The organism is Tropicibacter naphthalenivorans, assembly GCF_900176475.1.
GTDB classification, from domain to species: domain Bacteria; phylum Pseudomonadota; class Alphaproteobacteria; order Rhodobacterales; family Rhodobacteraceae; genus Tropicibacter; species Tropicibacter naphthalenivorans.
On record NZ_FWXX01000006.1, the window covers coordinates 241,198 to 266,038 of the forward strand.

A 24,841-nucleotide genomic window follows, 5' to 3' on the forward strand; every position below is an offset into this window, starting at 1 on the left:
CGGATCGCGCCAAGGCTTGGCCCCAGGCGCGATCACGGTCTTGGATGGATCAGTTCAGGTGCTCGGCGCGCCAGGCTTCCCAATAGGCGGGCCAGTCCGCGCCCTTGACGCCTTCGCTGTCAGCCTGCGCGGTTGCGGCCTCCCAAGCGGCCTTGACCTCTTCGATATGGGCGATGCGGGCATCGTTCCACTGCTGGTCCTTGTCGGTCCAGACGCCGATTTCCTTGAGGTACCTGACCGCGCCGTCGTGGAACGGAGCGCCCGCCGGGGTCGTGCCCGCGATCGAGGTGGACCAGTTCGGCATCACCACAGAGGCGTCCTTGTACATGTCAAAGGTCTCATCGAGCGCCTTGATCATGTTGTAGACCTCATCCGCGCTGGTCGAGGCCGGCACGGTCAGCTGCGGGTAGCGGTAGCCCAGCAAGTCCGCCGGGTTGTCGTCGGAAATGCTCACGCCGACCGTCGCCTCGGAATGCGAGAACAGGCTGGCATGGGCGGCAACGCGGCCCCAGCCTTCGGTGTCTTCCTTGGGCATGGACAGCCACTGCACGCCGCGGCCCCCTTCGGCCTCGCGCAGGAAGGACGAGGTCGGCACGGCGGGCGCCACGTCGATTTCACCGGCGACAAACGCCTTGGCCATCGCGCCGTAGGACGGGTATTCGACCTTTTCCACGTCGGCGGCGGTCAGACCCGCAAAGGCCAGCACGGTTTCGGTGTTCAGCGTGGTGGACGCGTTGGCCAGCACGTAGCCGACCTTTTTGCCCGCCAGATCCGCCGGGGACGCGATGCCCGTGTCCTTGCCGGTCACCAGACCCACCTGCGACGGGCGGCCCAGCACCACGCGCAGGTCCTGCGGCCCCCACTCACGCGCGCCGAATTCGAACATGGCTTCGCCGGCAAAGTAGTTCTCGTTGCCCATAAAGCCATAGCTTGCGCGCCCGGCCTGAAGCGGCAGCAGGCGCCCGATGGAGGTGCCCGACGGGATGATCCGCACGGTGGTGCCAAACTTCTTGTCCAGCGCGTCGGCCATGGCGGACGCTTCGACGTAGCCAGCGGTGCCCACGTCATACGACGTCCAGACCTGCGTTCTGGGCAACGAGACGTCCTGCGCCATCACGGCGGTCGTGGTCATGAATGCGGCAAGCGCGGCGGCCCCGGTGGTGAATGCTCTGCGCAGCAAATTCAGTCCTCCCTGGCTGAGCGGTGTCTGCAATCCCGCCCCGTTTCGCGGTGTTCGTTCCGGCGCGTCGACGCTTGAAGTATCCCCGCATACGCATAAAAATCATTGTTATACTCTTTAGTACAAAGTGGACTTTATCCGGTCGGCAATCCCAGCACCGCCTTGGCCAGCATGCTGCGCATACCCTCTGTCGAGCCGCCGAAAATCGTCGTCGGACGGGCTGAGAGATAGACCGCCGCGGCGTGGTTTCGTCTGTCGCCTGCGGGCGCATGGCGCAGCCCGGCCTCTTCGCCCGCCACCTCCATCGCCAGTTCAGAGATTCGCTGGTACAACTCGCTCTGGAAAATCTTGAGCATGGCCACGTCCGCGCCGATTTCCTGCCCGCCGCGCAGCTTGTCCACGTAGGTTTCAAACAGATCGCTCAGATCGGCCACGTCGCATTGCAAAGCGACAAAGCGGTCGCGGAACACAGGGTCATCCCAGACCCCCACCCGCCGCGCGATCCGTTCCAGCCGCGCCATCGCCGAAGCCGACAGACGCGGCGCGCCAATGAACACACGTTCGTGCCCCAGCAACGCCTTGGCCGCCGTCCAGCCGCCGTTGACCTCGCCCACGATGTGATCGGCGGGCACGCGCATGTCGTCGAAAAACACCTCGCAGAACTCTTCCTCTAGGTCGAGGTTCAGGATCGGGCGTTGGGTTACGCCCTTGGCTTCCATCGGCACCAGCAAAAAGCTGATCCCCGCCTGTTTCTTGACCGTCTTGTCGGTCCGCGCGAGGATGAAGATCCAGTTGGCGTCCATCCCCAGCGTGGTCCAGGTCTTTTGCCCGTTGATGACCCATTCGTCGCCGTCCAGCACCGCCTCGCAGCGCACCGCCGCCAGATCGGAGCCGGCCCCCGGCTCGCTGTAGCCTTGGGCCCAGATGTGCTCGCCCGACAGGATTTTCGGCAGGAAATGCGCCTTTTGCGCCTCGCTCCCGTATTTCAACAGCAGCGGCCCCAGCATGACCGGCCCGATGTCATTGACGCGCGCCGCGCCAAAGCGTTCGAACTCTTCGATCATGATCAAGTGTTTGCCCGCCGTCAGCCCCATGCCGCCGTGCTCGACCGGCCATGTGGGGCACAGCCAGCCGCGCTCGGACAGCTTGAGATACCACGGTTTGACCTCGTCCCAGTGCAGACGGCTCAGGGCATAGCGGCGAATGTCCGGGTATTCGGTTTCCACAAAGGCCCGCACCATGGCGCGGAAATCGGCGTCGCTCAGGGCGTTGTAATCGGTGACGTCTTTCATGCCGCGTGCTCCTGTTTCGGGTCGTTCAAACGGTCCGACAGGACGCGCCGCTGCACGGATGCCGCGCCAAAGAGGTTCGCCTCTGTCATGGCTTTGCGCACATAAAGGCCGATGTCCGCCTCGTCGGTGATGCCCATCGCGCCGTGCATCTGGATCGCCTCGCGGCTGACGTGCATGGCCAACGTGCCAGCCCGCAGATGGCAGCGCGCCGCGCCGTGTTTGCGCGCCGTCGCATCGGCCCCGGTGTCAAACCGGCGGGCGGTGGCCTCGACCGCGGCGCGGGTCAGCTCCAGCTGGATTTTCATCTCGGTGGCGCGGTGTTGCAGCGACTGGAAGCTGCCGATGGGTCGCCCGAACTGTTCGCGGATGCGCAGGTAGTCAAGGGTGATGTCCAGAGCGGCGTCCGACAGCCCCAACAGGTACGCCGCGTGCGCCAGCGTCGCGCTGTCCAAAACCGCGTCTGGGTTTGCGCAGGGCAGGAATTCTGCGGCAACAGTGTCAAAGGACACCGCGCCCAGCCGCGCTCCATCAAGCGTTTCGGGCGCATCGACCGTCACGCCCGCCGCACCCCTATCCACCAGGGCCACCCCTCGCCCCGTGAGCACCGCAAAGAGGTCGGCCCCGGCGGCGCCCGCCCCGTCGAACCGCGCCTTGCGCACCCGGTCCAAGGACCGATCCCCCGGCAGGATCGCGCGTGCGCTTTCCAAGATCAGGCGCGTGTTTTCCTTCCACTCGTCGGACATTCTGTCCTCCCCCTTTATTTTACGATACCCGCAGCGCGCAGCGCTTGGATCTGATCCGCATCCAGCCCAAGGCCCGCCAGCATCTCGTCCGTATGCTCGGCAAACAGTGGCGGAGGACGCTGGCCCTTATCCGCTTCGCCCGCCGAAAAGCGGACGGGATTGCGCACATAGCGCACCGTGCCCGCACTGGGATGGTCCAGCGTTTGCAGCAAGCCGCGATCCTGGACCTGCGGCATGGCAAAGGTCTCTTCGAAAGAATTGAGCGGTCCGGCAGGAATCCCAATCGCGTCGAGGTCCGCCCACACGTCATCCGCCTGTTTCAGCAAGAGCTTTTCGGCGATGATCGGAATCAAGGTTTCAGCATTGGCCACCGGGTCGAGATTGGTCGCAAAGCGCGGATCATCGGCCAGATCAGGCATGTCGAGATACGCGGCAAAGCGGCGGAACTGCGGGTCATTGCCAATGGCGATCATGATCGGGCGATCCGCGCAGTCAAAGCTTTGCCAAGGGCAGGTGATCTGCGAGGCGGTGCCGTTGCGCCGTGGCAGGCGCCCCGAAGACAGATAATTCATCGCCATGTGCGACGCCGCGTGGATCTGCGTATCCAGCAGCGCCACGTCGATGTATTGCCCCTCGCCCGAGACGGCGTCGCGGTGGGCCAGCGCGGCCAGAATGGCTGAGACGGCGTATTGCCCAGCAGTGATATCCGAAATCGAATAACCCACCAAAGCGGGCCCGGCCCCCGGTTTGCCCTCGGCGATCCCGGTCATGCTGAGCAGCCCGCTCATGGCCTGAAAGATCGGATCATAGCCGGGCAAATGCGCCATCGGCCCGGCCTGACCAAACCCGATAATCGAACAGTAGACGAGCTATGGATTGATCTGTTTGGCCTGTTCAAAGTCCAGTCCGAACTTGGCCAGTGTCCCCGTCTTGAAGTTTTCGATCAAAACGTCCGCCTGCGCGATCAGGCCTCGCGCGATCTCTTGGCCCTCGGGCTTGCCCAGATCGATGGCAACAGATTTCTTTCCACGGTTCATCGCCAGAAAAGAGCAGGTCTCGCCGGTCGGCTGGCCTTGGGCATCAAGATGCGACACGCCCATCCGTCGGACGTCATCCCCGCCTCTGACGTGCTCTACCTTGGTGACCTCCGCCCCAAAATCCGCCAGCATTTGCGCAGCCCAAGGGCCGGCAAAGACACGGCTGAAATCAAGAACCTTCACATGTTCCAGGCAACCCGCCAACGCACATACCTCCTCTTTCTCTTGGGCGGCGGCATCGGGGAATTGCAACTCTAACGCAATACAAGAATTATAAATATGCCTCATAGTCTTTTTCGAGCTTTTCCGGCGCGTGGACGGGCTTTTGCGCGATCCAAGATGGGAAAACCTACATTTTTGAGGGATGCGAGGGGCGGGGACGCTATCGGTTCTGCCATCCCCAAAAGGATCGGCAAGCGCAGAATTCGGCGTGGGTTGCCCAGTCCGCCCATAGAGGTGAAATGCCATTGCTCGATTTCATCCCGGTCCAGCGTCTCGCCCTCGTCGAGACAAAACCCGTGCAGGGTCAAATGGTGCTTGCCGGGGAGCCGCAAGTAGGCAACTGCCAGATCAGGAACGCACCGGGCGGGTGCCGGTGACATGTTCGAAACCCCGAGCAACGCCAACGCGGTTTTTGTGTCGCCCCCACTCGGCGCATTGCGCCTGAGACGCATAAAAAGGGGAACGGCGCGCTACGCCTTGTACGGGCGGATGTCGTCGGCGGAGAGCGCATAGCCGACGTCGGCCAGCTGGGTCGAGGTCGATGCGGTGCCAAACATGCCGGTCACGGTCACCGCTTCGAACATGCCAGAGCCTTCGTAGGGCGTGCTGGTGGTGACGAACACCAACTGGTTCGCCGGAGGCGGCGGCACGTGCACGCAGGCCCCGACAAAGGGCACCAACAAGAACGCCACAACGCCGCTGCCTTTGTGGTCAATCGGCACGACAAAGCCTGACAGCCGCACGATCTGGCCGTTCCAATCGGTCCGCACGCCGGTCGACATGGGCTGGCGGGCGGCCAGATCGCTTTCGTCGTGGGGCAAGAGGTTGCGCAGGCTGCCCGGTACCGAGCGATCGTCCGCAGGCAACAAATCGCGCCACGTCAGCTCGATCACCGGCTCGGCCATCGCTCGGTTTGCAACCAGCGCAGAGGCGCCCCCAAGCAGCAGCATACGGCGGTTCATGCTCACTCCATCCAGTCGTAAAGTTCGATCTCGTCCGCCGCGATCTGATAGCCGACATCGCCGATTTCCGTCGACATGGGCTTGGCCGACATAAGGCCAGTCACCCAGACCGCATCCCACATCGACTCGCTTGGCCACGGGGTCTGCGTGCGCACGAACACCAGCTGGTTCGGCGGCGGCGGCGGGACGTGGATACACGCCCCCTGATAGGGCACCAGCATAAAGCTGGTCACGCCTTCGGCGGTGGTGTCAAAGGGAATGATATAGCCCGGCATCTTGATGGATGCGCCGTCCAACGCGGTGTTCAGCTTGCGCCCATTCGCGTCGAATTCGGGAATCCACGTGTCGTTGACCTCATCCTTTTGGCCGGGGCCGATGATCTCGCCATAGGCGGTACCGGGCGGGATCAGATCATCCCAAGTGATTTCGCGCACCCCCGCCGCCTCGACGCGCTTAGGGGCCAACGCAGCGGGCACGATTGCTGCGGACATCAGGGCGATAAACGCCCGGCGAGAAGAATACGTGTCAGTCATACTTTCACCATCATGCCATCGGCCAGCGACAGGCGATAGGCCCGCAGGGCCGGAAACAGGCTCGCAACCGCCGCTGCGGCGATCACACTTGCGAGAACGATCAACTCGCGCGCCGTCGGCGGGTCGATCGGAAGCCACAGCCCAAAGGCCGCGTCCACCATCGGCTGGGCCAGGACCAGCCCGCCATACAGCAGCGCCAGGCCCAACCCCGCCCCGAGCGCCGCCATCAGCGCCGCTTCGAGCACCAGCAGCCCAAGGATCGTCAAGGGCCGCGCGCCCATCGCCCGCCAGATCGCCATCTCGCGCCGCCGCTCGTTGAGCGAGGAAAAGATCATCGCCATCATCCCCAGCAAAGCGGTCACCACCACCATCGCCGACACCCCCGTCAGCGCGGTTTCCGCGATGCCCACGATCTGCCACAGCTCTTGCAGGGCCACGCCGGGCAGGATCGCCAGCAGCGGCTCCTGCGGGTATTCGTTGATCCAGCGTTGCAGGCCAAAAATCCGCAGCTTTGAGTTCACGCCAACCAAAGCGGCGGTCACCGCCTTGGGCGTCAGGTCCATCTGGCGGATTTGCTCAATCGGGGTGCCCGCGCCGGGCCGCTGCGCGCCGGAATGCCAGTCGACGTGGATCGCCTCGATCGCCTCAAGGCTGACAATCACGGTGCGGTCGACCGGCGTTCCAGTGCGCGCAATGATCCCGGCCACGCGAAAGGGCTGTTCGTCATGCTCGGTGAACGACGCCAGCCCATGCGCCACGACAATCGGATCGCCCACGTGATAGCCCAGCGTGGCGGCCACCTCGGCGCCGATCACCGCATCATACAGGTCCGTCAGGCCGTGCCCCTCGGCGATCTCCAGCGCTTGGCCACCGCGAAACTTGTAATGCTCGAAAAAGCCTTGGGTCGTGCCCATCACCCGGAATTGCCGGTGGCTGTCGCCCAGCGAGATCGGCACGATCCAGTCGACCTCGGGGCGGCGGGCGATGTCCTGATAGCTTTCCCAAGTGACGTTGTTGGTGGCATTGCCGATGCGAAACACCGAGTACAGCAGCAACTGCACCGACCCGGACCGCGCCCCGACGATCAGATCGGTGCCGGAAATCGTATCGGCAAAGCTGGCACGCGCGCCGGTGCGCACCTTTTCCACCCCAAGAAACAGCGCCACCGACAAGGCGATGGCAAGGATGGTCATCCCCACGGTCAGCGCCCGCGCCATGAGCGATCCAAAGGCAAGGCGCAAGATCATGCGGTCATCCCGTCGGTTTGGGCGATGTCAGACAGGCGCACCACCCGGTCAAAGCGCGCGCCCAGCCGTTCGTCGTGGCTGACCATCAACAAGGACGCGCCCGTCGCCGCGATCCGCTCGGACAGCAGTGCGAGAAAGCTGTCCTGCGTGGCCGCATCCAAGGCCGAGGTCGGCTCATCGGCGACGATCAGCGGCGGCTGTCCGATCAGCGCGCGGGCCACGGCGACCCGTTGCTGCTGGCCGACCGACAGGTGCCCGGCGGTCACGTCCGTGATCCCCTCCGGCAGGCCAAGCGCCGCACACAGGCGCGCCGCCTCATCCGGCGCAGCGCGCTTGCGACGGGCGGGGGCAAAGCGCAGCGGCAGCTGGATATTGTCCGACACGCTGGCGTAGGGCAGCAGGTTGAACTGCTGAAAGATCACCCCGATATGTTCGGCGCGAAAGCGGTCCCGCGCCCCGGTGCGCAGGCTGGACAGATCGGTGCCCCCGACGCTCACCCGGCCCTCATCAGCGGTGACGATCCCGCAAATCAGCGATAGCAAGGTCGACTTGCCCGACCCGCTTTCCCCCAGCAGCAGGACGGACTCGCCCCGGCTGACGCGAAACTCCGGGACCGACAGCCCAAAGGCCGCCCGCCCCGACCAGCGAAACCGGACATTCTCAAGCGACAGGGCCCGGGCAGAGAGGGTCATTGCGGGCTTACTCCAGCGTCAGGGTCGGCGCAGCGCGGGTGATTTCAGCCAGCCCGGCGCCGGTCTCTGTGACGTATTGCGCGTCGATTTCCTGCGCGTTGGCGAACTGGTCAAAGAAGGGAAAGCCGATCTGGGTCAGCGCGTCTTCGTCCTCGCAGGCAAAGGCGTAGCTGACGTGGAACTCGGTGTGCTGGGCGGCGTCTGCGTGGTCGTCATGATCCTCGTGCGCCGCGTCGTCATGATCGTCATGATCGTCGTCCATATGGGCGTCCGCCGTGTCGTCGTGATCCCCGCCATGCAGATGCGCCAAGACCTCGGTTAGGCGGCAGCCCGCCGCCTCGGGCAAGGCCACGATGGCCTCGGGCGTCAGCAGGGCGCGGATCGCCGCTTCGACCGCGTCCTTGTCCTCGGTTGAGGCGGCTTCGTACTCGAACCCGACGATATCCATGCCCGGCGCGGTGATGTTGATCGCAACCTTGCCGTGCTCGACGGCGATTTCCGCGACCGAGACGCCGTGCTCATGGGCGTCCATCTCGCGGGCCTCCTGCGCCAAGGCAGGCGAAGCAAGGGCCGTGACGGCAAGCGCCAAATGGATCGGTTTCATGGTGTGTCCTTTCGAGACTGAGTGATGAAGAATTGCCAGGCGCATGACAAGACCGCCAAGCGAGAGGGCGCGATCACATCCCCGTTTGTGCCAGCGGGCCCAAGCGGGGGTCATTTTCGGTGGCCTTGTTAATCAAGGGCGAGCCGCGACAGCCGGTCACGCGCCAGGGTGCGCTGTTCGGCCCGGTCAAGCCGCGCGAGCACATCCTCCAGGCTTGCGCCCTGCGCCTGGGCCTTGACCCAGATCCGGCGACAAGAGGTGGGCGACCACGGCAATGCGGCCTGCGCCATCCACGCGCGCAAAGGGCGCGGCAGCGCGTCAAAGGCCCGCATCGGATCGCCACGCCTGCGGCGGCGCAGGGTGGTCGAGACGTTGCGCCTCATGCCGCCGCGCGCCGCCACGCCGAAAGGGGATGATAAGGGTCAACGGCGCGGGTCATGCGGGCTCCTGTGCGGGTGTGGGCTGCGGTCGTCGCAATTTTGATGTTATGATATAACGTAACATCTGCGTTATAATATAACCCAACCGATGCTCAACCCGGATTCTCACAGGCTCGGCAAAAATTTTAGAAAGGCGGCGCAAAGCAAACAAAAAAGCCGAGGGAAGCGGTTGCCCCGCCACCCCCGGCACGCGCCTGAACGATGTTTAGGCCGGCACGGGCGCCATTGCCGCCGCCCGTGCCACCGCCTTCGCCTGATCGCCCTGCGGGTCCGCCGTCAACAACGAGGGCTGAAAGCGCAGCGTCTCAACCTCGGTCACGCCGATAAATTCCAGCCACCACGACAGATAGGTCGAGTGGTGATCGGCCCCGTATTTCGCCGGTGCCCCCGGCGCATAGACGCCAGAGGTGTAAAACACGCGGGCCGTCTTGCCCTGCAACAGCCCGCTGTAGCCCTGCTCGGGGTCAAAGCCAAAAAGCAGCCCCGGCTGGGTGATAATATCTATGTATTGCTTTAGCTTATACGGGATGCCGCCGTTCCACATGGGGACGGACAGCACGTATTCATCCGCCGCGAGAAAGCGCTCGGTGATGGCCACCACCTGATCCCACGCGCTCTGGCGCGGCGCGTCCATGTCGCCCACCCCAAAGAAGGTCATTTTGGCCGCGGCCTTGTCGCCGTCGAACTCGGGCAGATCGGCGCGCCAAAGATCAAGGGTGTCGATGGAGGCGGACGGCTCTACCGCCTTGCGCGCATCCAGGTAAGCCTCTGCCAGCTTGCCCGATTGCGAAGCCGCACCGCGCGGCGAGGCGGCGATATAGAGGATGTTTGTCATGGGGGTATCTCCTTGTGTTGAGGTCAGGTCAGGTTTTGCATTGGGCCGACGGGCAACCGCTTACAACTCCAATTGCCGGTTATTTGTAACTGGTGAAAATCATTTGGACAGTTACTTGTTCGTGAGGCCGCGTGTGAATTTGTAACTACCTAAGTCGGCATTCTTCGGTTATGCTGACGGGCCAGTTCTGCGACAGGATCAACAACCCGATGACCGACGCGCCCCGACCAGAGCCCTTTTTCATCGCTGAACATCCCGCCTTGGATTTTCTCAATACGCGCGCCCAGCCGCGCACCGTCTTGTATGACTGGCTGGACACGGGCGCGGATCTGCTGGATTGGATGGAGGCCGCGGGCCTTGCCACCGCGGCCGAGGTTGCGCCCTTGCGCGCCCCGCAAAACGCCGATGCCTTGGCAGCCGCGCGTGCCGAGATCGTCGCATTTCGCGAGCGTTTCCGGGAGTTTATCGAGGTGACCGCCGGAACCCCGCCGAAGGATGCGGGCCACCCGATCATCGCCGAGATCAACGCGCTGCTTGCGCGCCGCCCCCGGCATCTTTGGATCGAAGCGGGCGAAGACCGGCTGGCCCTGCGCGACCACCAGCCGCTCGATGCGCCGGGCGATCTGATCCTGCGCATCGCCGAGGCCGCCGCGCAGTTGGTCACGCGGGCGAATTTCCACCACGTCCGCCAGTGCCAAGGGCCGACCTGCACGCTGTTCTTTCTGGATGTCAGTAAGAATCACAAACGGCGCTGGTGCTCGATGGAAGTCTGCGGAAACCGGGCCAAGGCAGCCGCCTTTCGCAATCGCTGACCGGGTCGCAAACGGGCCGCACTGAACCTGTTGAAATTATCTTGACTTAATTTGTCGGGATAAGGTAGGTGGCGCAAAAGTGACTGAAATAGTCAACTTTATGTATCCGCGACCACACCCGCGTCCCAGCCACCGATCAGGAAGCCCGGATGTCTCAGGAAAGGAGTAAGACGTGCTGACACCCGCCTGCGCCCCAACGCCCGCCTCTGCGTGCAAGAATAACCTCTGCCCGCCGGTGGGAGACCCGCAATGAGCCAGCCCGCCCCCGCCCCGTTGCCGCGTCAGGGTGCCGACGGAGCCCCGGTCTTTGATGCGCGCGCGTTGATCCCCGACGGGGTCAAGGCCGAAATCGTGCTGGACGGTCAGTCCTATACGCTGCGGATCACCCGCGCGGGCAAGCTGATCCTGACCAAATAGGTCGCCGCACGCCGCCTCGCGTCTGACCCAACGGAACACAGCCAAATCCGCCGGGAAAAATGCCAGTTTCGGCTTTTCCTGACAAAATTAATCATCTATTTAACCGCGACGCTGCGCCATCCAGATCCCCGAATCCAGACAGCCAGATCAGCGTTCAAAAAAGCGAACACTTCGAGGGATCTGAGAAATGCGCACACTTCGCCAGCGGCCCCGCGCGGCCGCCCCGGCCCGTTCGGGCCAATCCACCTTGTTCATGGGAACCTCTCTGACGGCGGCCTGCCTTGCGGGCATCACCTTTGCCCAGGAGGCCACGGACGAGGGGGCCATCGTCCTGCCGACCCTGGACGTGGAAACCACCGCAGCGCCGGAACCTGCCGCCGCACCGGCCCCGCGGGCCGCCGCCAAACCGCGCCGGGTTGCCGCCCCGCGCCCTGCCCCGCAGGTCTGCACGCCAGAGCTGGCCGGAACGCCGGTCTGTGCCGCCCAAGAAGCCGCCGAAGCCCAAGCGGCCGCAGAGGCCGCAGCCCAAGCCGCCGCCGAGGCGCAGGCGCGCGCCGGCACCAACCCCAACGCCGACCCCGACGCGCCCTTCCGCGCGGTGACCAGCGCCAACCCGCTGCTGCGCGGCGAGGTGGCCGACATGCCGCGCACCCTGACCGCCGTCACCAAAGAGGTGCTGGACACCACCAACGTGACCTCGGTCCGGCAATTGGCCCGCAGCACGCCCGGTGTGTCGCTGGGCTTTGGCGAAGGCGGCAATGCCTACGGCGACAACATCTATATCCGCGGCTTCAAGGCCAACAACGACATCTATGTCGACGGCGTCCGCGATCCGGGCGTGTCCGTGCGCGAGACCTTTGACACCGAACAGGTCGAGATCACCAAAGGCCCGTCCGGCTCTGTTGGCGGGCGCGGGGCCACGGGCGGCACCCTGAACGTCACCACCAAACAGCCGCAGGACGTGGATTTCTACCGTTTCTCGACCGAGTATAGCTCGGCCAAGACGATCCGCTCGACCTTTGACATCAACCTCGCCACCAGCGACCGGCTGCAGCTGCGCTTTAACGGGATGTACCAGCGCGGCGAAGTCGCGGGCCGGGACGAGGCCTATGACAACCGCGAAGGCGCGGCGGTCGCGCTGAAATACAAGCTGACGGACGATGTCACGCTGGACGCCAGCTATTCCTATTCGCACTTCGACCAGATGCCCGACTGGGGCGTGCCCTTTACCAGCGCGGGCCCCGGCGGCGCGAGCGGCCCTGTGACCGAATTCGGCGTGGATCGCGGCACCTTCTACGGCGTGGCCGATCGCGACTTTCAGGACACCCAGCGCCATGTGGCCACGGCGCGCCTGACGTGGGACATCAACGGCAATCTGGCGTTCACCAACACCCTGCGGGCGGCGCGCACGGTCAACGACTACATCCTGACCGCCCCCGGCAGCGTCGATGAAAACGGCTCTCCCGATCCGGCGGACTGGACAACCGGGGTCCGCGACAAGTCGCGCTACACAGAGGTCGACGTGATCGCCAACACTGCGCAACTGACCGGCGAAGCGGACTGGGGCGGCGTCTCGCACAGCTTTGCCACCGGGCTTGTTTTGCAAAAGGAAACCGTGCGGCAGGACAGCTATCCCGGCTCGACCGAAGACTATCCGACCGGCGCGCGCGGCTGCACCGTTGACGTGGTCAGCCCCAACACCGACCCGTGCTGGGCCGGGGTGATGCCATCGCTCAGCGGCAATGTGACCAAGACCGACGTGCAGACGATCTCTGCCTACTTCGTCGACCGGATCGAGCTGTCGCCGCAATGGGCGCTGGATGCGGGCATCCGCCTTGACCACTACCAGGTGGACCGCGAGGGCGTGGATCGCAGCGGCGCGGCCTATGCGCTGTCACGCACCGATACCATGTGGAACGGCAACCTTGGCCTGACGTTCAAACCGCGCGAAGACCTGACCCTGTATGGCTCCGTGGCGACCTCGGCCAACCCGATGGGGCAGGAAATCGCTTCGGGGGGCGGCTTTTACGGCGGTCTCGACACGGGCGGGGCGACGCTCGCGCCGGAACGCAACGTGGCCTATGAGCTGGGCGCGAAATACGAGCTGAACGACGATCTGCTGCTGACCGCGGCGCTGTTCCAGACGACCAAGATGAACGCGCGCGAGGATGTGGGCCCAAGGGGCGCGCAGGTCACGCAGGACTCGCTCAAGTACCGCCTGCGCGGGGTTGAGCTGGGTGTCGCGGGCAAGGTCGACCGGCTGGGCCTGTACGGTGGCGCGGTCTTTATGACATCCGAAGTGCTGGAGTCCGCCGATACCACCGCCATCGGTCAGAGCGTCGCGACCATCGCGCATAAGCAGTTCAACATGCTGGCGACCTATGACGTCACCGATCAGCTGATGCTGGGCGTTCAGACCAACTGGAAAGACGACGTCGATCTGGGCACCCTGACCCCGAATGGCAATGTGCTGCCGGCCTATTGGTCGTTCGATCTGGTTGGCTCTTACGATGTCAACGACAGCATGGGCGTGCGCTTTGGCGTCAAGAACCTGACCGACACGGTCTATTACGACACCGCCTATCGTTCGGGCGAGCCCTTTACCTATGTCGCGCCAGGGCGCGAGATCTGGGCCGCCGTGGATCTGAAGTTCTAGGATGTTCCCTCGGTCGGGGCGGCCCAAACGCGCTGCCCCGGCCCCCTGTCCCACAGGAGAAACCTTATGCTCATCACCATTCCCCAGCTGTTCAGCAAGGCAGAGGTGCAGGCGATCCGCGCCCGGCTGGACGCCGCCGACTGGCAAAGCGGCAAGCAGACCGCCGGTGCCCAGTCGCAGGGCGTCAAGAACAACCGCCAGCTTGATCCGCGCTCGGGCGTGGCCTGCGAGATCGGGCAGCTTATCGTCGACAGGCTGCACCAGACGCCGCTGTTCCTGTCCGCCGCGCTGCCTTCGCGCATCCTGCCGCCGATGTTCAACCGCTACGAAGGCGGCGAGACCTTTGGCGTGCACGTCGACAACGCGATCCGCGTGAACCCGCACAGCGGCGAGCGGCTGCGCACCGACCTGTCGATGACCGTCTTTTTCTCGGAACCGGACGAGTACGACGGCGGCGAGCTGATCGTCGAGGATCACTATGGCACGCAATCGGTCAAGCTGCCTGCGGGGGACATGGTGCTGTACCCGTCGACCTCGCTGCACGAAGTCACACCGGTCACGCGCGGCGCGCGGGTGTCGTCCTTCTTTTGGCTGCAAAGCATGGTGCGGTCGAACGAGCGTCGCACCATTCTGTTCGATCTCGACCAGACGATCCAGACGCTGGCCGGGCGGCTGGGGCTAAGCGATCCGCAGGTCGTCACCCTGACCGGCATTTATCACAACCTGATCCGCGAATGGACGGAGGTCTGATCATGGAATTCTCATTCGATCCTTGGCGCGCGATGATTGCTCAGTGGCTGGCCGAGGCCGGTCAGGATCACATGTCGCCCGTCGGCATGTACCTTGCCGCCGACATCGTGGTGAAGGCGGTGATGATCTCGCTGGCCGTGGCCTCTGTGCTGGTCTGGGCGGTGTTCGTGGCGCGGCTGGTGCTGCTGGCCGCCGCGCGCCTGCGCCTGCGCCGCAACTACCGCGCGCTGGAAAAGGCGGGCACGCTGAACACCGTCGAGGCCCGCTTTGCCAAGCGGCGCGGGGTGATGGGCGCCATGGTGCGCGCCGCACTGGACGAACGCCGCAGGTCAGGCGACGGCCCGGACGCCGGTATCAAAGAGCGCGCCGACAGCGCCCTGTCGCGGATCGAGGTCGGCGCCGCCCGAAGCCAGCAACGCGGCTCGGCTCTGCTCGCGATCACCGGGTCCACCGCGCCCTTTGTCGGGCTGTTCGGTACGGTCTGGGGCATCATGAACAGCTTTATCTCGATTGCAGAAACCAACACCACCAACCTCGCCGTGGTCGCCCCCGGCATCGCCGAGGCGCTGCTCGCCACCGCCATCGGGCTGGTCGCGGCCATTCCGGCGGTGATCTTTTACAACCTGCTGGCGCGCAGCGTCAGCGGCTACAAGGTGATGCTGGGCGATGCCTCGGCGCTGGTGGCGCGCACCCTTTCGCGCGATCTGGACCTGTCGCCGCGCGCCATGGTTCAACGCGCCGCGCCCCACGCGCAAGCGGCGGAGTGATCCCATGGGCGCGCGACTTGGCTCTGGCAGTGATGACGAGATGGCGGAAAACGCCGACATCAACATCACGCCTTTCATCGACGTCATGCTGGTGCTGCTGATCATCTTTATGGTGGCCGCGCCGCTGTCGACCGTCGACATCCCGGTGGAATTGCCCGTTGCGGTGGCCGACGCGCCGCAGCGCCCCTCTGAACCGGTGTTCATCACCCTCCAAGAGGATCTGTCGCTGGCGGTGGGCGAGGTTCAGACCACGCTGGACGGCTTGGTCATGGAAATCGGCATCGCCACCATGCTCAACCGCGACGAGCGGCTGTATATCCGCGCCGACAAGGCCGTGCCCTATGGCGAGCTGATCGCCGTCATGAACGTGCTGCGCGCCGAGGGCTACCTCAAGGTCGGTCTGGTCGGTCTGGACGAGGCCTCTGCCCCGCCCGAAGCCCTGCCCGAGACAGCGGAGACCCAGCCATGAGCCTCGCCTATCGCACCGGCGGCGGGATGGGGCCGGTCTTGACCGTGGCCGCGGCGCTGAGCCTTGCGGCCCATGTGGGCTTGCCTGCGGGGCTTTTGGCACAGCCTCAGCAGACGCCGCACGACCCCCTGCGTAAAGAGGCAGGCCTGCAAGGCGCGATCATGTTCGATTTGTCCGACATCATCGCCGCCCCCTCTGACGCGGGCGAGGACAGCACCGCCGTGGCCGAGGCCATCGACGCCCCCACCGTCACCGAAAGCCCCGAGGCGGTCCACGCCGCCATGGCCGCCGCAGAGCCGATCCTGAACCAGACCCCCTATGACGTGGCGGACGACGATCTGAAGTTCGGCATCGCCAGCCCCGACCCCGTCGAAGAGACCCAAGAGGTCGCCAAGGAGGTCGCCCAAGAGTTCGACGAAGAGCAGGTCGATCAGGCCGCGCAGATGGGCGCGGTCGCCGCCGAGGCGGCGCAGGCGTCAGTGTCCGGGGTCGATGCCCAAGCTAAGGCCGAGACCGCCAAGGCCGATGCCGAAGGTCTGACCGCCGAGCAGATGGCCGAGGTCAGCGAATGGCAAAAGGCCGTGGTGCTGCGGCTGGCCAAGGCCAAATCCTATCCGCAGGCCGCCCGCAAAAAGGGCGTCGAAGGCGAGGTGCGCATCAAGTTCACGCTGGATCGCTATGGCCAGGTGATCGCCCGCGCGGTGCAGACCTCTTCGGGGTCCGATCTGCTGGACAAGGCCGCGCTAAAGGTCTTTGACGATCTGGACCGGTTGCCGACACCGCCCAACCATCTGACGGGCGACAGCTTTACGCTGGTGATCCCGCTGAACTACACGATCAAAAAGGGCTAGGCCCAAGGCAATCGCGGGTGATGTCGGAGAGGGTCCGGCATCCGGTCAGGGCCATGGTGACCTCAAGCTCGTCGAGCAGCAGGCGCAGCACGTGGCTGGCCCCCAGCGCGCCCGCCACCGCCAACCCGTGACACACCGGGCGCCCGATCAGCACCGCATCGGCCCCAAGCGCCAGCGCGCGAAAGACATCGACGCCGCGCCGGATGCCGCCATCCATCAGCACGGGCACCGCGCCGCCCACGGCGGCCACCACCGCTGGCAGAGCAGAGATAGAAGATGGCGCACCGTCCAGCACCCTCCCCCCGTGGTTCGACACGATGACGCCCGCCGCCCCGGCCTGCACCGCTTGGCGGGCGTCATCGGGGTGCAAGATGCCCTTGAGCAGGACCGGCAGCGGCGCATTCCGGCACAGCCACGCCACGTCCTCCCACCCGGGCAGAACATGCGCGACACGGTCGAACAGCAGGGACTCGCCGCTGGTCAAGGGGGCAAATTGCGGCTGAGCCAGACCATCAAGGTTGACCGCCCGCAGCCCCGGCGGCAGCGCAAAGCCCGCCGACAGTTCCGCATCGCGGATGCCATGGACCGGCGCATCGACCGTCAGGACCAGCGCAGAGAACCCGGCCCGCGCGGCCCGCTGCGCCAGCTGCATGGTCGCATCCCGCCCCCCAAGCCAATAGAGCTGCATCCAGCCGCAGTTCGAGCCCTCGGCCCGGACATGATCCATCGGCTGGGCGGATTGCGCGCTCAGCACCATGCCCACCCCCTGCGCCGTCGCAGCGGCGGCAACACCCGCCTCCCCTGCGGGGTCCAGCAAGGGCAGATAGGCCATGGGCGCCACCAGCAAGGGCGCATCAAGGGACAGCCCCAGCACCGCGCAGGCCGTGGAGCCACCCCGCAAATCCTTGCAGGCGCGCGGCCAAGGGCGCAACGCGGCCAGATCCTCGGCATTCGCGCGCAGGGTCTGCTCTGCTCCGGCCCCTCTGAGGAAATAGGCGGCCACGTCGGGGGACAAATTGGCCTGAGCAAGCGCTTGGTAGTCGGCCAAGCTGGCAGGCAACCGCTCGGGTGTATCTAAAGACATGGGTCGGCACCGGACGTGAGATTTGGACAAGGGACAGCGAAAGTTCCACCCCGCGGTACATTTTTTACTATTTTAGTCAACTATTGGCAACTGCTGCGTCCCCTTGCAGAAAGCCATCAAACGATGACGCTACCGAGGACCGCGCCCGGGCTAAGCGCCTCTCCTGACAGTTTCCAAGCAAAACGCCGCCCCGGTCAGAGCGGCGCTTTTCATACTTACGAAAAATCAATGACTTACGCAGAGGTCGCAGAGATAGACCCGCCAAGTGGCAAACTCACCTTGGGCACTTCAAATGAAACGACCAGGCAGGATTTGCCACCAGTCCTTCAGCAACCCTTTGAAAACATTGAGAGCGGAAAACACTGAGTCCAGCGGGTCTGCCAGCGCGGCGCGTCTAATTTTGCCAGTGAAATTCCACCACACAAGCGGCAATCTTACCGGCTTTCGCAACCTGTCGCACTTGTCGCCTTGATGATCCAGGCACTTTCTGCAAGTGGCAGTCTTAGCTTCGGTACTCCCACCACAACATGATGCTACGAACAATATCGCAAATCAGATGTCGAAAGAAGAAGGTCCAAACCCCCAGCACTGCGCAACCAGCCAAACCGTACGCAAGAAACGCATCAAGCTCTGCATTTACGTCTGGAGGGGTAACATCACCTTGGCATGATTGGTGCAAAACCGGAAAGCACACTTTGATAAAGATTGAGAAAAAACTGCCAAGCGTCCCGTTGCGTGCGACGAAAACCAAAATCGCTGCGAGTAACGGCGCCGAAAAGGCAACCCTCTGGTAAAATCGCACCCGGCCTTCGAAGCTTCTCATTTTTCGATGGGTTCGCCTCGTCATCTATGCTGCAACCTTAACCTTACACTCCAAGGATATGCGATAATTTTCGCACCGCAAGGTCCGGTCGGGCGACTGCTTGGCAGAGGAGACATCCATTAACGGCCAATGGAATCGAGGATCTCGTCTCCGTGGAACTCCATAAACAACTCATCTTTTTCAGCTGACATTATCTCCTGCATTCTTGCACCTTCCTGGGAGGATTCAGAAAATTGCACCCGAAATTCGACGACTTCACCATAGACGTGAACAGACATTCTGTACCTCCCCGAGATCACACCCCAGATATCCATATTCGGGTAAATGGAGGAAAGAGGTTGCCCATCATTACATTGCAATAGTCTCGATTCATAGTCGCCATACTCATAGCAATATTCGTTGTCGCCATATTCAATGGAGAGCACCCTCGCGACCCTACGACCAAGGCGTTGCGTCTCCTTATCACTTGAGAGTCGCGAAACCCCCTTTACGGCATAGACTACACCAGAAACAACTGTTGGGTAGACGTGGGCCTCCTCGAAGACCTGCGACCAACTGTCATTATTGTAAACCAAATATGGCTCACCGATGATTTCGACCAGTAGATCTTCCCGATTGAATTTGGGAACGGGCGAGCCCAGTTTGTGTCCAAAAATGGAGCCATTGAATTCCCCGGCATAAGCGGGGGAGAGGAACGGCATGATCGCTATTGCCGCTGAAATTATCACTTCTTTCATCTAAGGGATCCGCGTTCATCGTTGGTACAGGCTGACGATACGCGCAAAGAAGAAAGCGAGGGGATGGTGGATACTTGATATCCCCACCTATCCCAACACCCCCTCCACATCCGCCCGCCGATACCACAACCGCCCCTGGGCCGAGGCATCATTGATCGGACGGACCCAAAGGCATCCAATTTGTATTTCACGCCCAGCCGCCCCACGCCGGCCTTCTCGGCCAGTTCCTGCAGAAGCACATAGTCGCGAAGGAATGCCTCGATCCCGGCGACATCGAACAGCTTCACGCCGCGGCCGCGGGTGTTGGGCTCGACATGTTGGGCAAGGTAGGGCGTCCCATTCGGCCCGCGCAGTCGCGCGAGATTGCTAAATTCGATCTGCCGCACGCCGAGCAAGGCTGCGGCCTCGAAGCTGCCAACGCGGCCGTCGCCCTTAATGCGCGCCAGGGCATCCCGCACCTCGACCGGGTCGACCAGCAAGCCCTGCACCTTCAGCTTCGGATCCACAATTTCGACACGGCTCAAGGCGCCTGACAGAATGCCCTGGAAGACATCCAGCGCCGGCCAACGGGATCGATCGACTGCGGCATCAATGTTCATCATGCCTTCGGAGGGTGCTTTCACCCGTTCGGCCTGGGACAACAGTTCTTCGAGAAAGCCCTCGGCAGATGCGTGGAGGATCGTCTTGCGAGTCGACCGGACCTCGCCATCTTCGCCCTGCATTCGCGAGATCAGCCCAGCCCGCACGAGATCGTCTGCTTGCTTGAAGGTCGAGCCGAGGAACTCGGCCAATCCCGCGATCGACATCGAGGACAGCATAATCTCCGCCAGCGCCTCTACCTCTTCGGCGTCGAGGATCTCATAGGAGCGCGGTTTACCCAATTCTGCATTGAGTACACCGTTCAGGATGGCAGCACGTTGCACCGCCCGCGGGCTGAGTCCCACTTTCTTGCCCAGGCTATAGACGGAATGAACGCGTTGTCGGTCGACGGGCTCCCCGAACAGCATGGTGCCGGCCTCATAGGGGAAATTGTCGAGGATCAACTCCCAGACCACTTCACGGATGGGCCCCTTCCCCTTCGCGTCCTGCCGGTACTGGAGCCACTTGTAGAGACAGCCAAACACCTTTTGCGCACCACCCGACCGGTCACCGGTCAATGCCGCGTCGATGCGCTCCTGCAAAGCAGCTCGAATGGCCTCGCCGCCCCCTGCGGAAATCTCGAAGCCGTGCTTCCCGGCCTGATGCCAGTCCTCTTCGCCCAAGCGGGACAGCGAGACCATGGGCGGCTGAAGGAGAAACATCCCCAGCATCTCGCAGGCGCGGGCCGCCACATTGATCGGCTGGTCATCAAGCCAGGCAGGCCCCGGCTGGCGCGCCAGCCGGTTCGAGATATAGGCCTCCAGGCCCGACCACTCCCGCGCCATTGCTTGACCGGCAATCCCTGCCAGTGCCTTCTGATCCAGGGTGATATCGGTGATCAGTTACAGGCTTTTCGCAGGGGACTGGATTTTGCCTGGGAGCAGTGCCACCCCGTGAACTGGGCAGCTGCGGATATGGGCCACCTGCCACCCGATACGGCCGACGGCCACGCCATGGGATGGGCTGTCAGGCTTCAAATCCTCAAGCAGGCACTTCGGGCAATACTTGGTCTTCCGGATATCGCCGAATTCGAACTGCACCGGCAGGCCCGCAAGCATGCGGCCCCCGTCCCCATCCACCGTGAAGGTCATCTCCCCCAACCGGCTTACAGGCAGTCCCAATAGCCCCTCGAGGCGATCAAGAGTCTCAGAGCCCGGCGCCGTCAGCGCGGCGCGCGGCAGATCCACGAAGGCGAGAAAGTCATGCAGCCCCATGCCGCAATGCCACTGCGCGGACCGGTTCAAATACGAGGTCAGGCATTCGCCTGCGATGACGGGAAGGATCGGATGAAGCGCCATGATCAGCCCCGCGTCTTGCGCTTGCGGCTGCGTTTGGGTGCGACCTTGGCCGGCGCGAGCTCCTCATCGTCCGGCTGGACGATGCTGGTCCATTCCGAAACGGCAAAGATGTTGGCGGTGATCTCGGCCATCTCTTCGAGGAACACCCCCGATGCGAGCCGGATTTCCGGCTTGATGGTGTAGGCGATGCGGTATCCGTCGTGCAGCGTGGCGATGACATCGAAGATGTGCTCGCGAAGGTCATCTTCGTCTTCTCCGAAGATGAACCGCTGCTGCTCGGCCAGTTCAGCCACCTCTTCATCAGCGTTCAGCAACATCTGATGGCAGAGTTCGAGCCAGCTTTCGGCCTGAACACGGGTGCCTTCACCGTCCCCAAGGACGGCATGAGCGGTGCAATGGCCCTTGGAGGCCGCGGGTACGTCGCGATCAGCAACGGACGGGCTCGGCAGCGCGATGCCACCGGAAATATCAAACATGGGGAGTCCCCTCTACGCGATCATCCGGATCGGCATCCGGACAGGAAACGGCGAGATCGGCCGGGAACCGGCTGGATCAGGCGCGTATCGCGTCGAGGAGTGGGGTGAGGATGTAGAGCATGCGCACCTTCGCGGGAATCATCGAGGGACCAGCCTTGAGACCGGTCATGGGGCCTTGGTCAGGCTGCCCGTATGAGTGCGAAAGAGGTGCTGCGTGTCTGGATCATCATAAGGTGAACCTCGGGTGCCACAGGGCATTTCTCAAGGGTGGCAGAGCATGACCTGTTTTTCAGTGCGCCCCGCATTTCGGTCCATCAGTTGCAGGAGGCGATGATCGAAGCGTTGAAAAGAGAATATAAAACAGAAACTTAGACCACCTAAGACCATTATCATCCTGTCAATCACCTGTGGCGAAAGAAACACGAAAAGCCTTGTGCGACATGAACCAATCCACTCATACTTTGAGGCCAATTTCAAAAGGTAGCGCCTGCCTATGGTTTTTTTGATTGACTCACGCCATCTTCAAGCGCATAGTCTCAGCATCAAAACGGAGCGTCCCCACATGAACATGACTCACCATTTCGACTGCAGGATGAACCAACGCGGCATCAGGAAAGGCCTGACCGATCTCGCCCTCGACCTTGGCGAGATTGAGGGCGACCGCTACGTCCTCACCACGCGGATCATCGACGAAGAACTCGAGCAGATGCGTCTCAGGAAGAAGCTCCTGGACGATGCGCGCAAGAAGGGTGGCGTCGTGGTTGTCGCTGGCGAAGACAGGTTGATTACCACCTATCATACCAACAGCTTTAACGCTAAGCTGGCAAAAAATAAGTAACCCCTACCTATACGGTTCCGATGAAAGCGCAAGAAATCCTCACCCAGCTGCGCCTTGCGCGCTCCCCTTCGGAAGGTCTCTCAGCCTTTCTCGAGATCACGGCCAACTTGGTGGAAACCCAACGACCGCTGGAAGAACTCGATGGCGCGAAGGCCGTCAGCAGGGAAGTCGCCCAGATCCTGGAAGGCGTCGGGCGCGCCCTGCTCGGCACACCCAGGCAGGAAAGGTATCGCACGCTTTCGGAGCTGATGGATGTGGTCAATGACCACCGCGGCGAAGGCTGGATCCGTGCGGAGGCCAGCCTGAAAATAGTCGACATGATCGGCGATGCGGCCTCGGTCCGGTTTTCCTATCCCTGGTCCATGCGGCCTTGTCTCGACTACACCATGATGTCGAATTTGGCGGAACGCGCACCCCAGATCAGCTTCGTGACGCCAACCCCTGAGCAAGCGCGGATCATGGGGCACATCCTCAGCATCCTCGATCTCGGAGAAGCCGTATCCATCGAAACGGCCTGGGGCTGGGAGCGCCGAGAAGTCAGCAATGCTGCCGTGGAAGTCATGTTCCCGCCCTTCGGCCTCATCGTGAAGGATGACGACACCATCCCGGAACGCACCCTCGCAAGCCTCGGCCTCGAGCGCGGGAAGATCGGCCGGATGCTCTCGGAAACGCTGGCCATTGCAGATGCGACCGAAATGACGCTCGGCCGGGTGATCCTCTCGACCACCACCGGCGCCATGTTCCGGATGGTCGGCAGCGAGACGGTGGCGCGGGACAACCTGATGCGCAGTGACCGCCTTCAGGCCATCATGGGGGTTCCCTCGGGGATGATGTTCACCAATACGGGTATTCCGACGCTGCTCGTCACTTTGGCAACGACAGTCGCCAAGCGCAGTTCGGTGCGATTTGTGGATCTCGGGCATGACCTTGTTGCCGCCAAGGGCCGTCGTGGCCGGTTCGAGGTTCTCCCCGAGGCCTCATGGCTTGACCTGGCATCAGGTGCCAAGGTTGAAGATCGCGCCCTGGCGCGGGACGTCCCTTTCGAGGAGATCCGCGATAACAATCTCGTCCTCACCCCGAACCGCTACCTGAGCACCGGCGCGCGGGAGCGCATCGATGCCCTGCTGGAGAAGCACGACGTTGCGCCACTGGAAGATCTCGTCGAGTTCATCCGGCCGCTGAGCATCTCCGAGGATGAGGGCGGTGAGTACACCCTGCTCGAGGCCATGCCCGCAGACATTGTGCCCGATGGCTTCATTGCGGAGCCGAAACGTGCGGTGCGCGTGAGCATGGCCAAATACAACAAGGCCCGCAATCAGCGCCTGATCCCTGGTGACGTGCTTATCGCGGTGAAGGGCACGGTAGGTTCGGTCGCTTTGGTGCCGGAAGGCATCCCGGAGGAGAACGCCGAAAAGATCTGGACCGCAGGGCAGTCGATGATGATCCTGCGCGCCACTCGGCGCGGCGGCATCGCGGCGCTCGCACTCTACGAGTACCTCTCGGACCCGACGGTGCAGGAGCACATCCAGTCGCTTGCCGGCGGCGCGGTGATCCAGTCGATCGGCATGAAGGACCTCAAGGCTCTACCGATCCCGTTGCCGACCCTCGATACGCTGGAGGAGATGCGAGAGGGGTTTCAGCGCCGGAAGGATATCCTGGCCCAGATCGAGGAACTGCGGAGTCAACTGGAGGATGATCGGGCTGCCTGCTGGCCGCATCGGGAGCTTCGGGCCGCCGACTGAATAAAATACCGGGATTCCACAGGAATTCCGGCGACCAGCTATATCAATCCGCAATTCTTGCGCCTACTTTCCCGGTAAGTCGAGCATTGCACTACGATTGGAGACCGGCCTTGAGCCAGGAAACGAAGAACAACACGACCCTCGCGGACTTCATCTGGAAAAACGCGGACGACCTCTAGGGCAATTTCCGCCACACCGAATTCGGCAAAATCATCCTGCCGTTCACCCTTCTGCGCCGTCTGGAATGCGTGCTCGAACCGACGCGTGAAGCAACCCTGCAATCTGTCGAGACCTTCAAGGACAGCGGCATCGACATGGGCGTTCTCCTGCGCCAGCAGACCGGCTATCCGTTCTACAACACCTCAAACTACACCCTGGCAAGCCTGGGTGCGACGCGGACCCGTCAGAATCTCGAGGACTACATCGGTCAGTTCTCGGACAACGCCCGGGTCATCTTCGACCAGTTCGATTTCATCAACACCATCGCCCGCATGGACCGGGCCGGTGTGCTCTACAAGATCTGCCAGAACTTCGCCGCGATGGACCTGCACCCCGAGGCAGTCCCCGAGCGGACCATGTCCAATGTCTACGAACACCTGATCCGCAAGTTCGGCGCCGAGGTGAACGAGGCTGCGGAAGACTTCATGACGCCGCACGTAATGAACCGCCCCGCTTTTGCCGGAGGCTGATTACTC

General features: G+C 63.1%; 24 protein-coding genes and 2 pseudogenes. 10 read left to right on the plus strand and 16 right to left on the minus strand.

The window, feature by feature from the left end:
• Positions 1-49: 49 nt before the first annotated feature.
• The 11 genes and pseudogenes from B9A11_RS14305 to B9A11_RS14355 form a co-directional block, all read right to left on the minus strand.
• Positions 50-1,180: a TAXI family TRAP transporter solute-binding subunit gene (locus tag B9A11_RS14305; protein WP_234988859.1), complete on the minus strand. Its 1,131-nt coding sequence runs from the start codon at positions 1,178-1,180 to the stop codon at positions 50-52.
• Positions 1,181-1,314: 134 nt separating this feature from the next.
• On the minus strand, positions 1,315-2,472 hold the full coding sequence (locus B9A11_RS14310) for an acyl-CoA dehydrogenase family protein (protein WP_058248707.1): 1,158 nt from the start codon (positions 2,470-2,472) through the stop codon (positions 1,315-1,317).
• Positions 2,469-3,215, minus strand: coding sequence for an acyl-CoA dehydrogenase family protein (locus B9A11_RS14315; RefSeq protein ID WP_083499904.1), 747 nt, complete (start codon positions 3,213-3,215; stop codon positions 2,469-2,471). Before B9A11_RS14315 ends, B9A11_RS14310 begins: the two co-directional genes overlap by 4 nt.
• Before the next feature lie 14 nt (positions 3,216-3,229).
• Positions 3,230-4,720: pseudogene (locus B9A11_RS14320) on the minus strand (CaiB/BaiF CoA transferase family protein).
• Positions 4,721-4,944: 224 nt separating this feature from the next.
• Positions 4,945-5,436, minus strand: coding sequence for a DUF3299 domain-containing protein (locus B9A11_RS14325; RefSeq protein WP_058248708.1), 492 nt, complete (start codon positions 5,434-5,436; stop codon positions 4,945-4,947).
• Between the two features lie 2 nt (positions 5,437-5,438).
• The gene (locus B9A11_RS14330; protein ID WP_058248709.1) at positions 5,439-5,969 is read right to left on the minus strand and encodes a DUF3299 domain-containing protein; all 531 of its coding nucleotides are present in this window, start codon (positions 5,967-5,969) and stop codon (positions 5,439-5,441) included.
• Positions 5,966-7,216, minus strand: coding sequence for an ABC transporter permease (locus B9A11_RS14335; RefSeq protein WP_058248710.1), 1,251 nt, complete (start codon positions 7,214-7,216; stop codon positions 5,966-5,968). The genes B9A11_RS14330 and B9A11_RS14335 overlap by 4 nt, the downstream gene beginning before the upstream one ends.
• Complete coding sequence (locus B9A11_RS14340) at positions 7,213-7,908, minus strand: ABC transporter ATP-binding protein (RefSeq protein WP_058248711.1); 696 nt, start codon at positions 7,906-7,908, stop codon at positions 7,213-7,215. Before B9A11_RS14340 ends, B9A11_RS14335 begins: the two co-directional genes overlap by 4 nt.
• Positions 7,909-7,915: 7 nt before the next feature.
• Entirely contained in the window at positions 7,916-8,512 is a 597-nt protein-coding gene (locus B9A11_RS14345; RefSeq protein WP_058248712.1) for a ZrgA family zinc uptake protein, read from the minus strand.
• Between the two features lie 128 nt (positions 8,513-8,640).
• The gene (locus B9A11_RS14350; RefSeq protein ID WP_058248739.1) at positions 8,641-8,895 is read right to left on the minus strand and encodes a DUF6525 family protein; all 255 of its coding nucleotides are present in this window, start codon (positions 8,893-8,895) and stop codon (positions 8,641-8,643) included.
• 262 nt (positions 8,896-9,157) lie between these two features.
• Positions 9,158-9,787: an FMN-dependent NADH-azoreductase gene (locus B9A11_RS14355; RefSeq protein WP_058248713.1), complete on the minus strand. Its 630-nt coding sequence runs from the start codon at positions 9,785-9,787 to the stop codon at positions 9,158-9,160.
• A 209-nt stretch (positions 9,788-9,996) separates the two neighbouring features.
• Between B9A11_RS14355 and B9A11_RS14360 the strand changes: the two genes are divergently transcribed.
• The 7 genes from B9A11_RS14360 (at position 9,997) to B9A11_RS14390 (ending at position 16,509) form a co-directional block, all read left to right on the plus strand.
• Positions 9,997-10,599 (plus strand): CGNR zinc finger domain-containing protein, encoded by a 603-nt coding sequence (locus B9A11_RS14360; protein ID WP_058248714.1) that lies wholly within the window; start codon positions 9,997-9,999, stop codon positions 10,597-10,599.
• Between the two features lie 249 nt (positions 10,600-10,848).
• Positions 10,849-11,016 carry a hemin uptake protein HemP gene (locus B9A11_RS14365; RefSeq protein WP_083499906.1) on the plus strand — a complete coding sequence of 56 codons (168 nt, stop codon included), beginning with the start codon at positions 10,849-10,851 and terminating at the stop codon, positions 11,014-11,016.
• A 187-nt stretch (positions 11,017-11,203) separates the two neighbouring features.
• Entirely contained in the window at positions 11,204-13,672 is a 2,469-nt protein-coding gene (locus B9A11_RS14370) for a TonB-dependent receptor (protein ID WP_234988860.1), read from the plus strand.
• 66 nt (positions 13,673-13,738) lie between these two features.
• Positions 13,739-14,422 (plus strand): Fe2+-dependent dioxygenase, encoded by a 684-nt coding sequence (locus B9A11_RS14375; RefSeq protein WP_058248715.1) that lies wholly within the window; start codon positions 13,739-13,741, stop codon positions 14,420-14,422.
• A gap of 2 nt (positions 14,423-14,424) precedes the next feature.
• On the plus strand, positions 14,425-15,189 hold the full coding sequence (gene exbB, locus B9A11_RS14380) for a tonB-system energizer ExbB (protein WP_058248716.1): 765 nt from the start codon (positions 14,425-14,427) through the stop codon (positions 15,187-15,189).
• A gap of 4 nt (positions 15,190-15,193) precedes the next feature.
• Complete coding sequence (locus B9A11_RS14385; protein WP_058248717.1) at positions 15,194-15,658, plus strand: biopolymer transporter ExbD; 465 nt, start codon at positions 15,194-15,196, stop codon at positions 15,656-15,658.
• Entirely contained in the window at positions 15,655-16,509 is an 855-nt protein-coding gene (locus B9A11_RS14390) for an energy transducer TonB (RefSeq protein WP_058248718.1), read from the plus strand. The genes B9A11_RS14385 and B9A11_RS14390 overlap by 4 nt, the downstream gene beginning before the upstream one ends.
• Here B9A11_RS14390 and B9A11_RS14395 read toward each other — a convergent pair.
• The 5 genes from B9A11_RS14395 to B9A11_RS14415 all read right to left on the minus strand — a co-directional run bounded on the left by B9A11_RS14395 (position 16,496) and on the right by B9A11_RS14415 (position 21,566).
• Positions 16,496-17,593 (minus strand): alpha-hydroxy acid oxidase, encoded by a 1,098-nt coding sequence (locus B9A11_RS14395; protein ID WP_058248719.1) that lies wholly within the window; start codon positions 17,591-17,593, stop codon positions 16,496-16,498. The genes B9A11_RS14390 and B9A11_RS14395 overlap by 14 nt on opposite strands.
• Positions 17,594-18,535: 942 nt before the next feature.
• Positions 18,536-19,153: a hypothetical protein gene (locus B9A11_RS14400; RefSeq protein ID WP_058248720.1), complete on the minus strand. Its 618-nt coding sequence runs from the start codon at positions 19,151-19,153 to the stop codon at positions 18,536-18,538.
• The gene (locus B9A11_RS14405; RefSeq protein WP_058248721.1) at positions 19,150-20,577 is read right to left on the minus strand and encodes a hypothetical protein; all 1,428 of its coding nucleotides are present in this window, start codon (positions 20,575-20,577) and stop codon (positions 19,150-19,152) included. Before B9A11_RS14405 ends, B9A11_RS14400 begins: the two co-directional genes overlap by 4 nt.
• Before the next feature lie 57 nt (positions 20,578-20,634).
• On the minus strand, positions 20,635-21,090 hold the full coding sequence (locus B9A11_RS14410; RefSeq protein WP_058248722.1) for a TniQ family protein: 456 nt from the start codon (positions 21,088-21,090) through the stop codon (positions 20,635-20,637).
• A 2-nt stretch (positions 21,091-21,092) separates the two neighbouring features.
• On the minus strand, positions 21,093-21,566 hold the full coding sequence (locus B9A11_RS14415) for a hypothetical protein (protein ID WP_058248723.1): 474 nt from the start codon (positions 21,564-21,566) through the stop codon (positions 21,093-21,095).
• Between the two features lie 562 nt (positions 21,567-22,128).
• Between B9A11_RS14415 and B9A11_RS14420 the strand changes: the two genes are divergently transcribed.
• The 3 genes and pseudogenes from B9A11_RS14420 to B9A11_RS14430 form a co-directional block, all read left to right on the plus strand.
• Positions 22,129-22,404, plus strand: coding sequence for a hypothetical protein (locus B9A11_RS14420; protein ID WP_058248741.1), 276 nt, complete (start codon positions 22,129-22,131; stop codon positions 22,402-22,404).
• Positions 22,405-22,424: 20 nt separating this feature from the next.
• Positions 22,425-24,146 carry an N-6 DNA methylase gene (locus B9A11_RS14425; protein ID WP_058248725.1) on the plus strand — a complete coding sequence of 574 codons (1,722 nt, stop codon included), beginning with the start codon at positions 22,425-22,427 and terminating at the stop codon, positions 24,144-24,146.
• 197 nt (positions 24,147-24,343) lie between these two features.
• Positions 24,344-24,835: pseudogene (locus B9A11_RS14430) on the plus strand (type I restriction-modification system subunit M N-terminal domain-containing protein); the annotation flags it as partial.
• Positions 24,836-24,841: the final 6 nt, after the last annotated feature.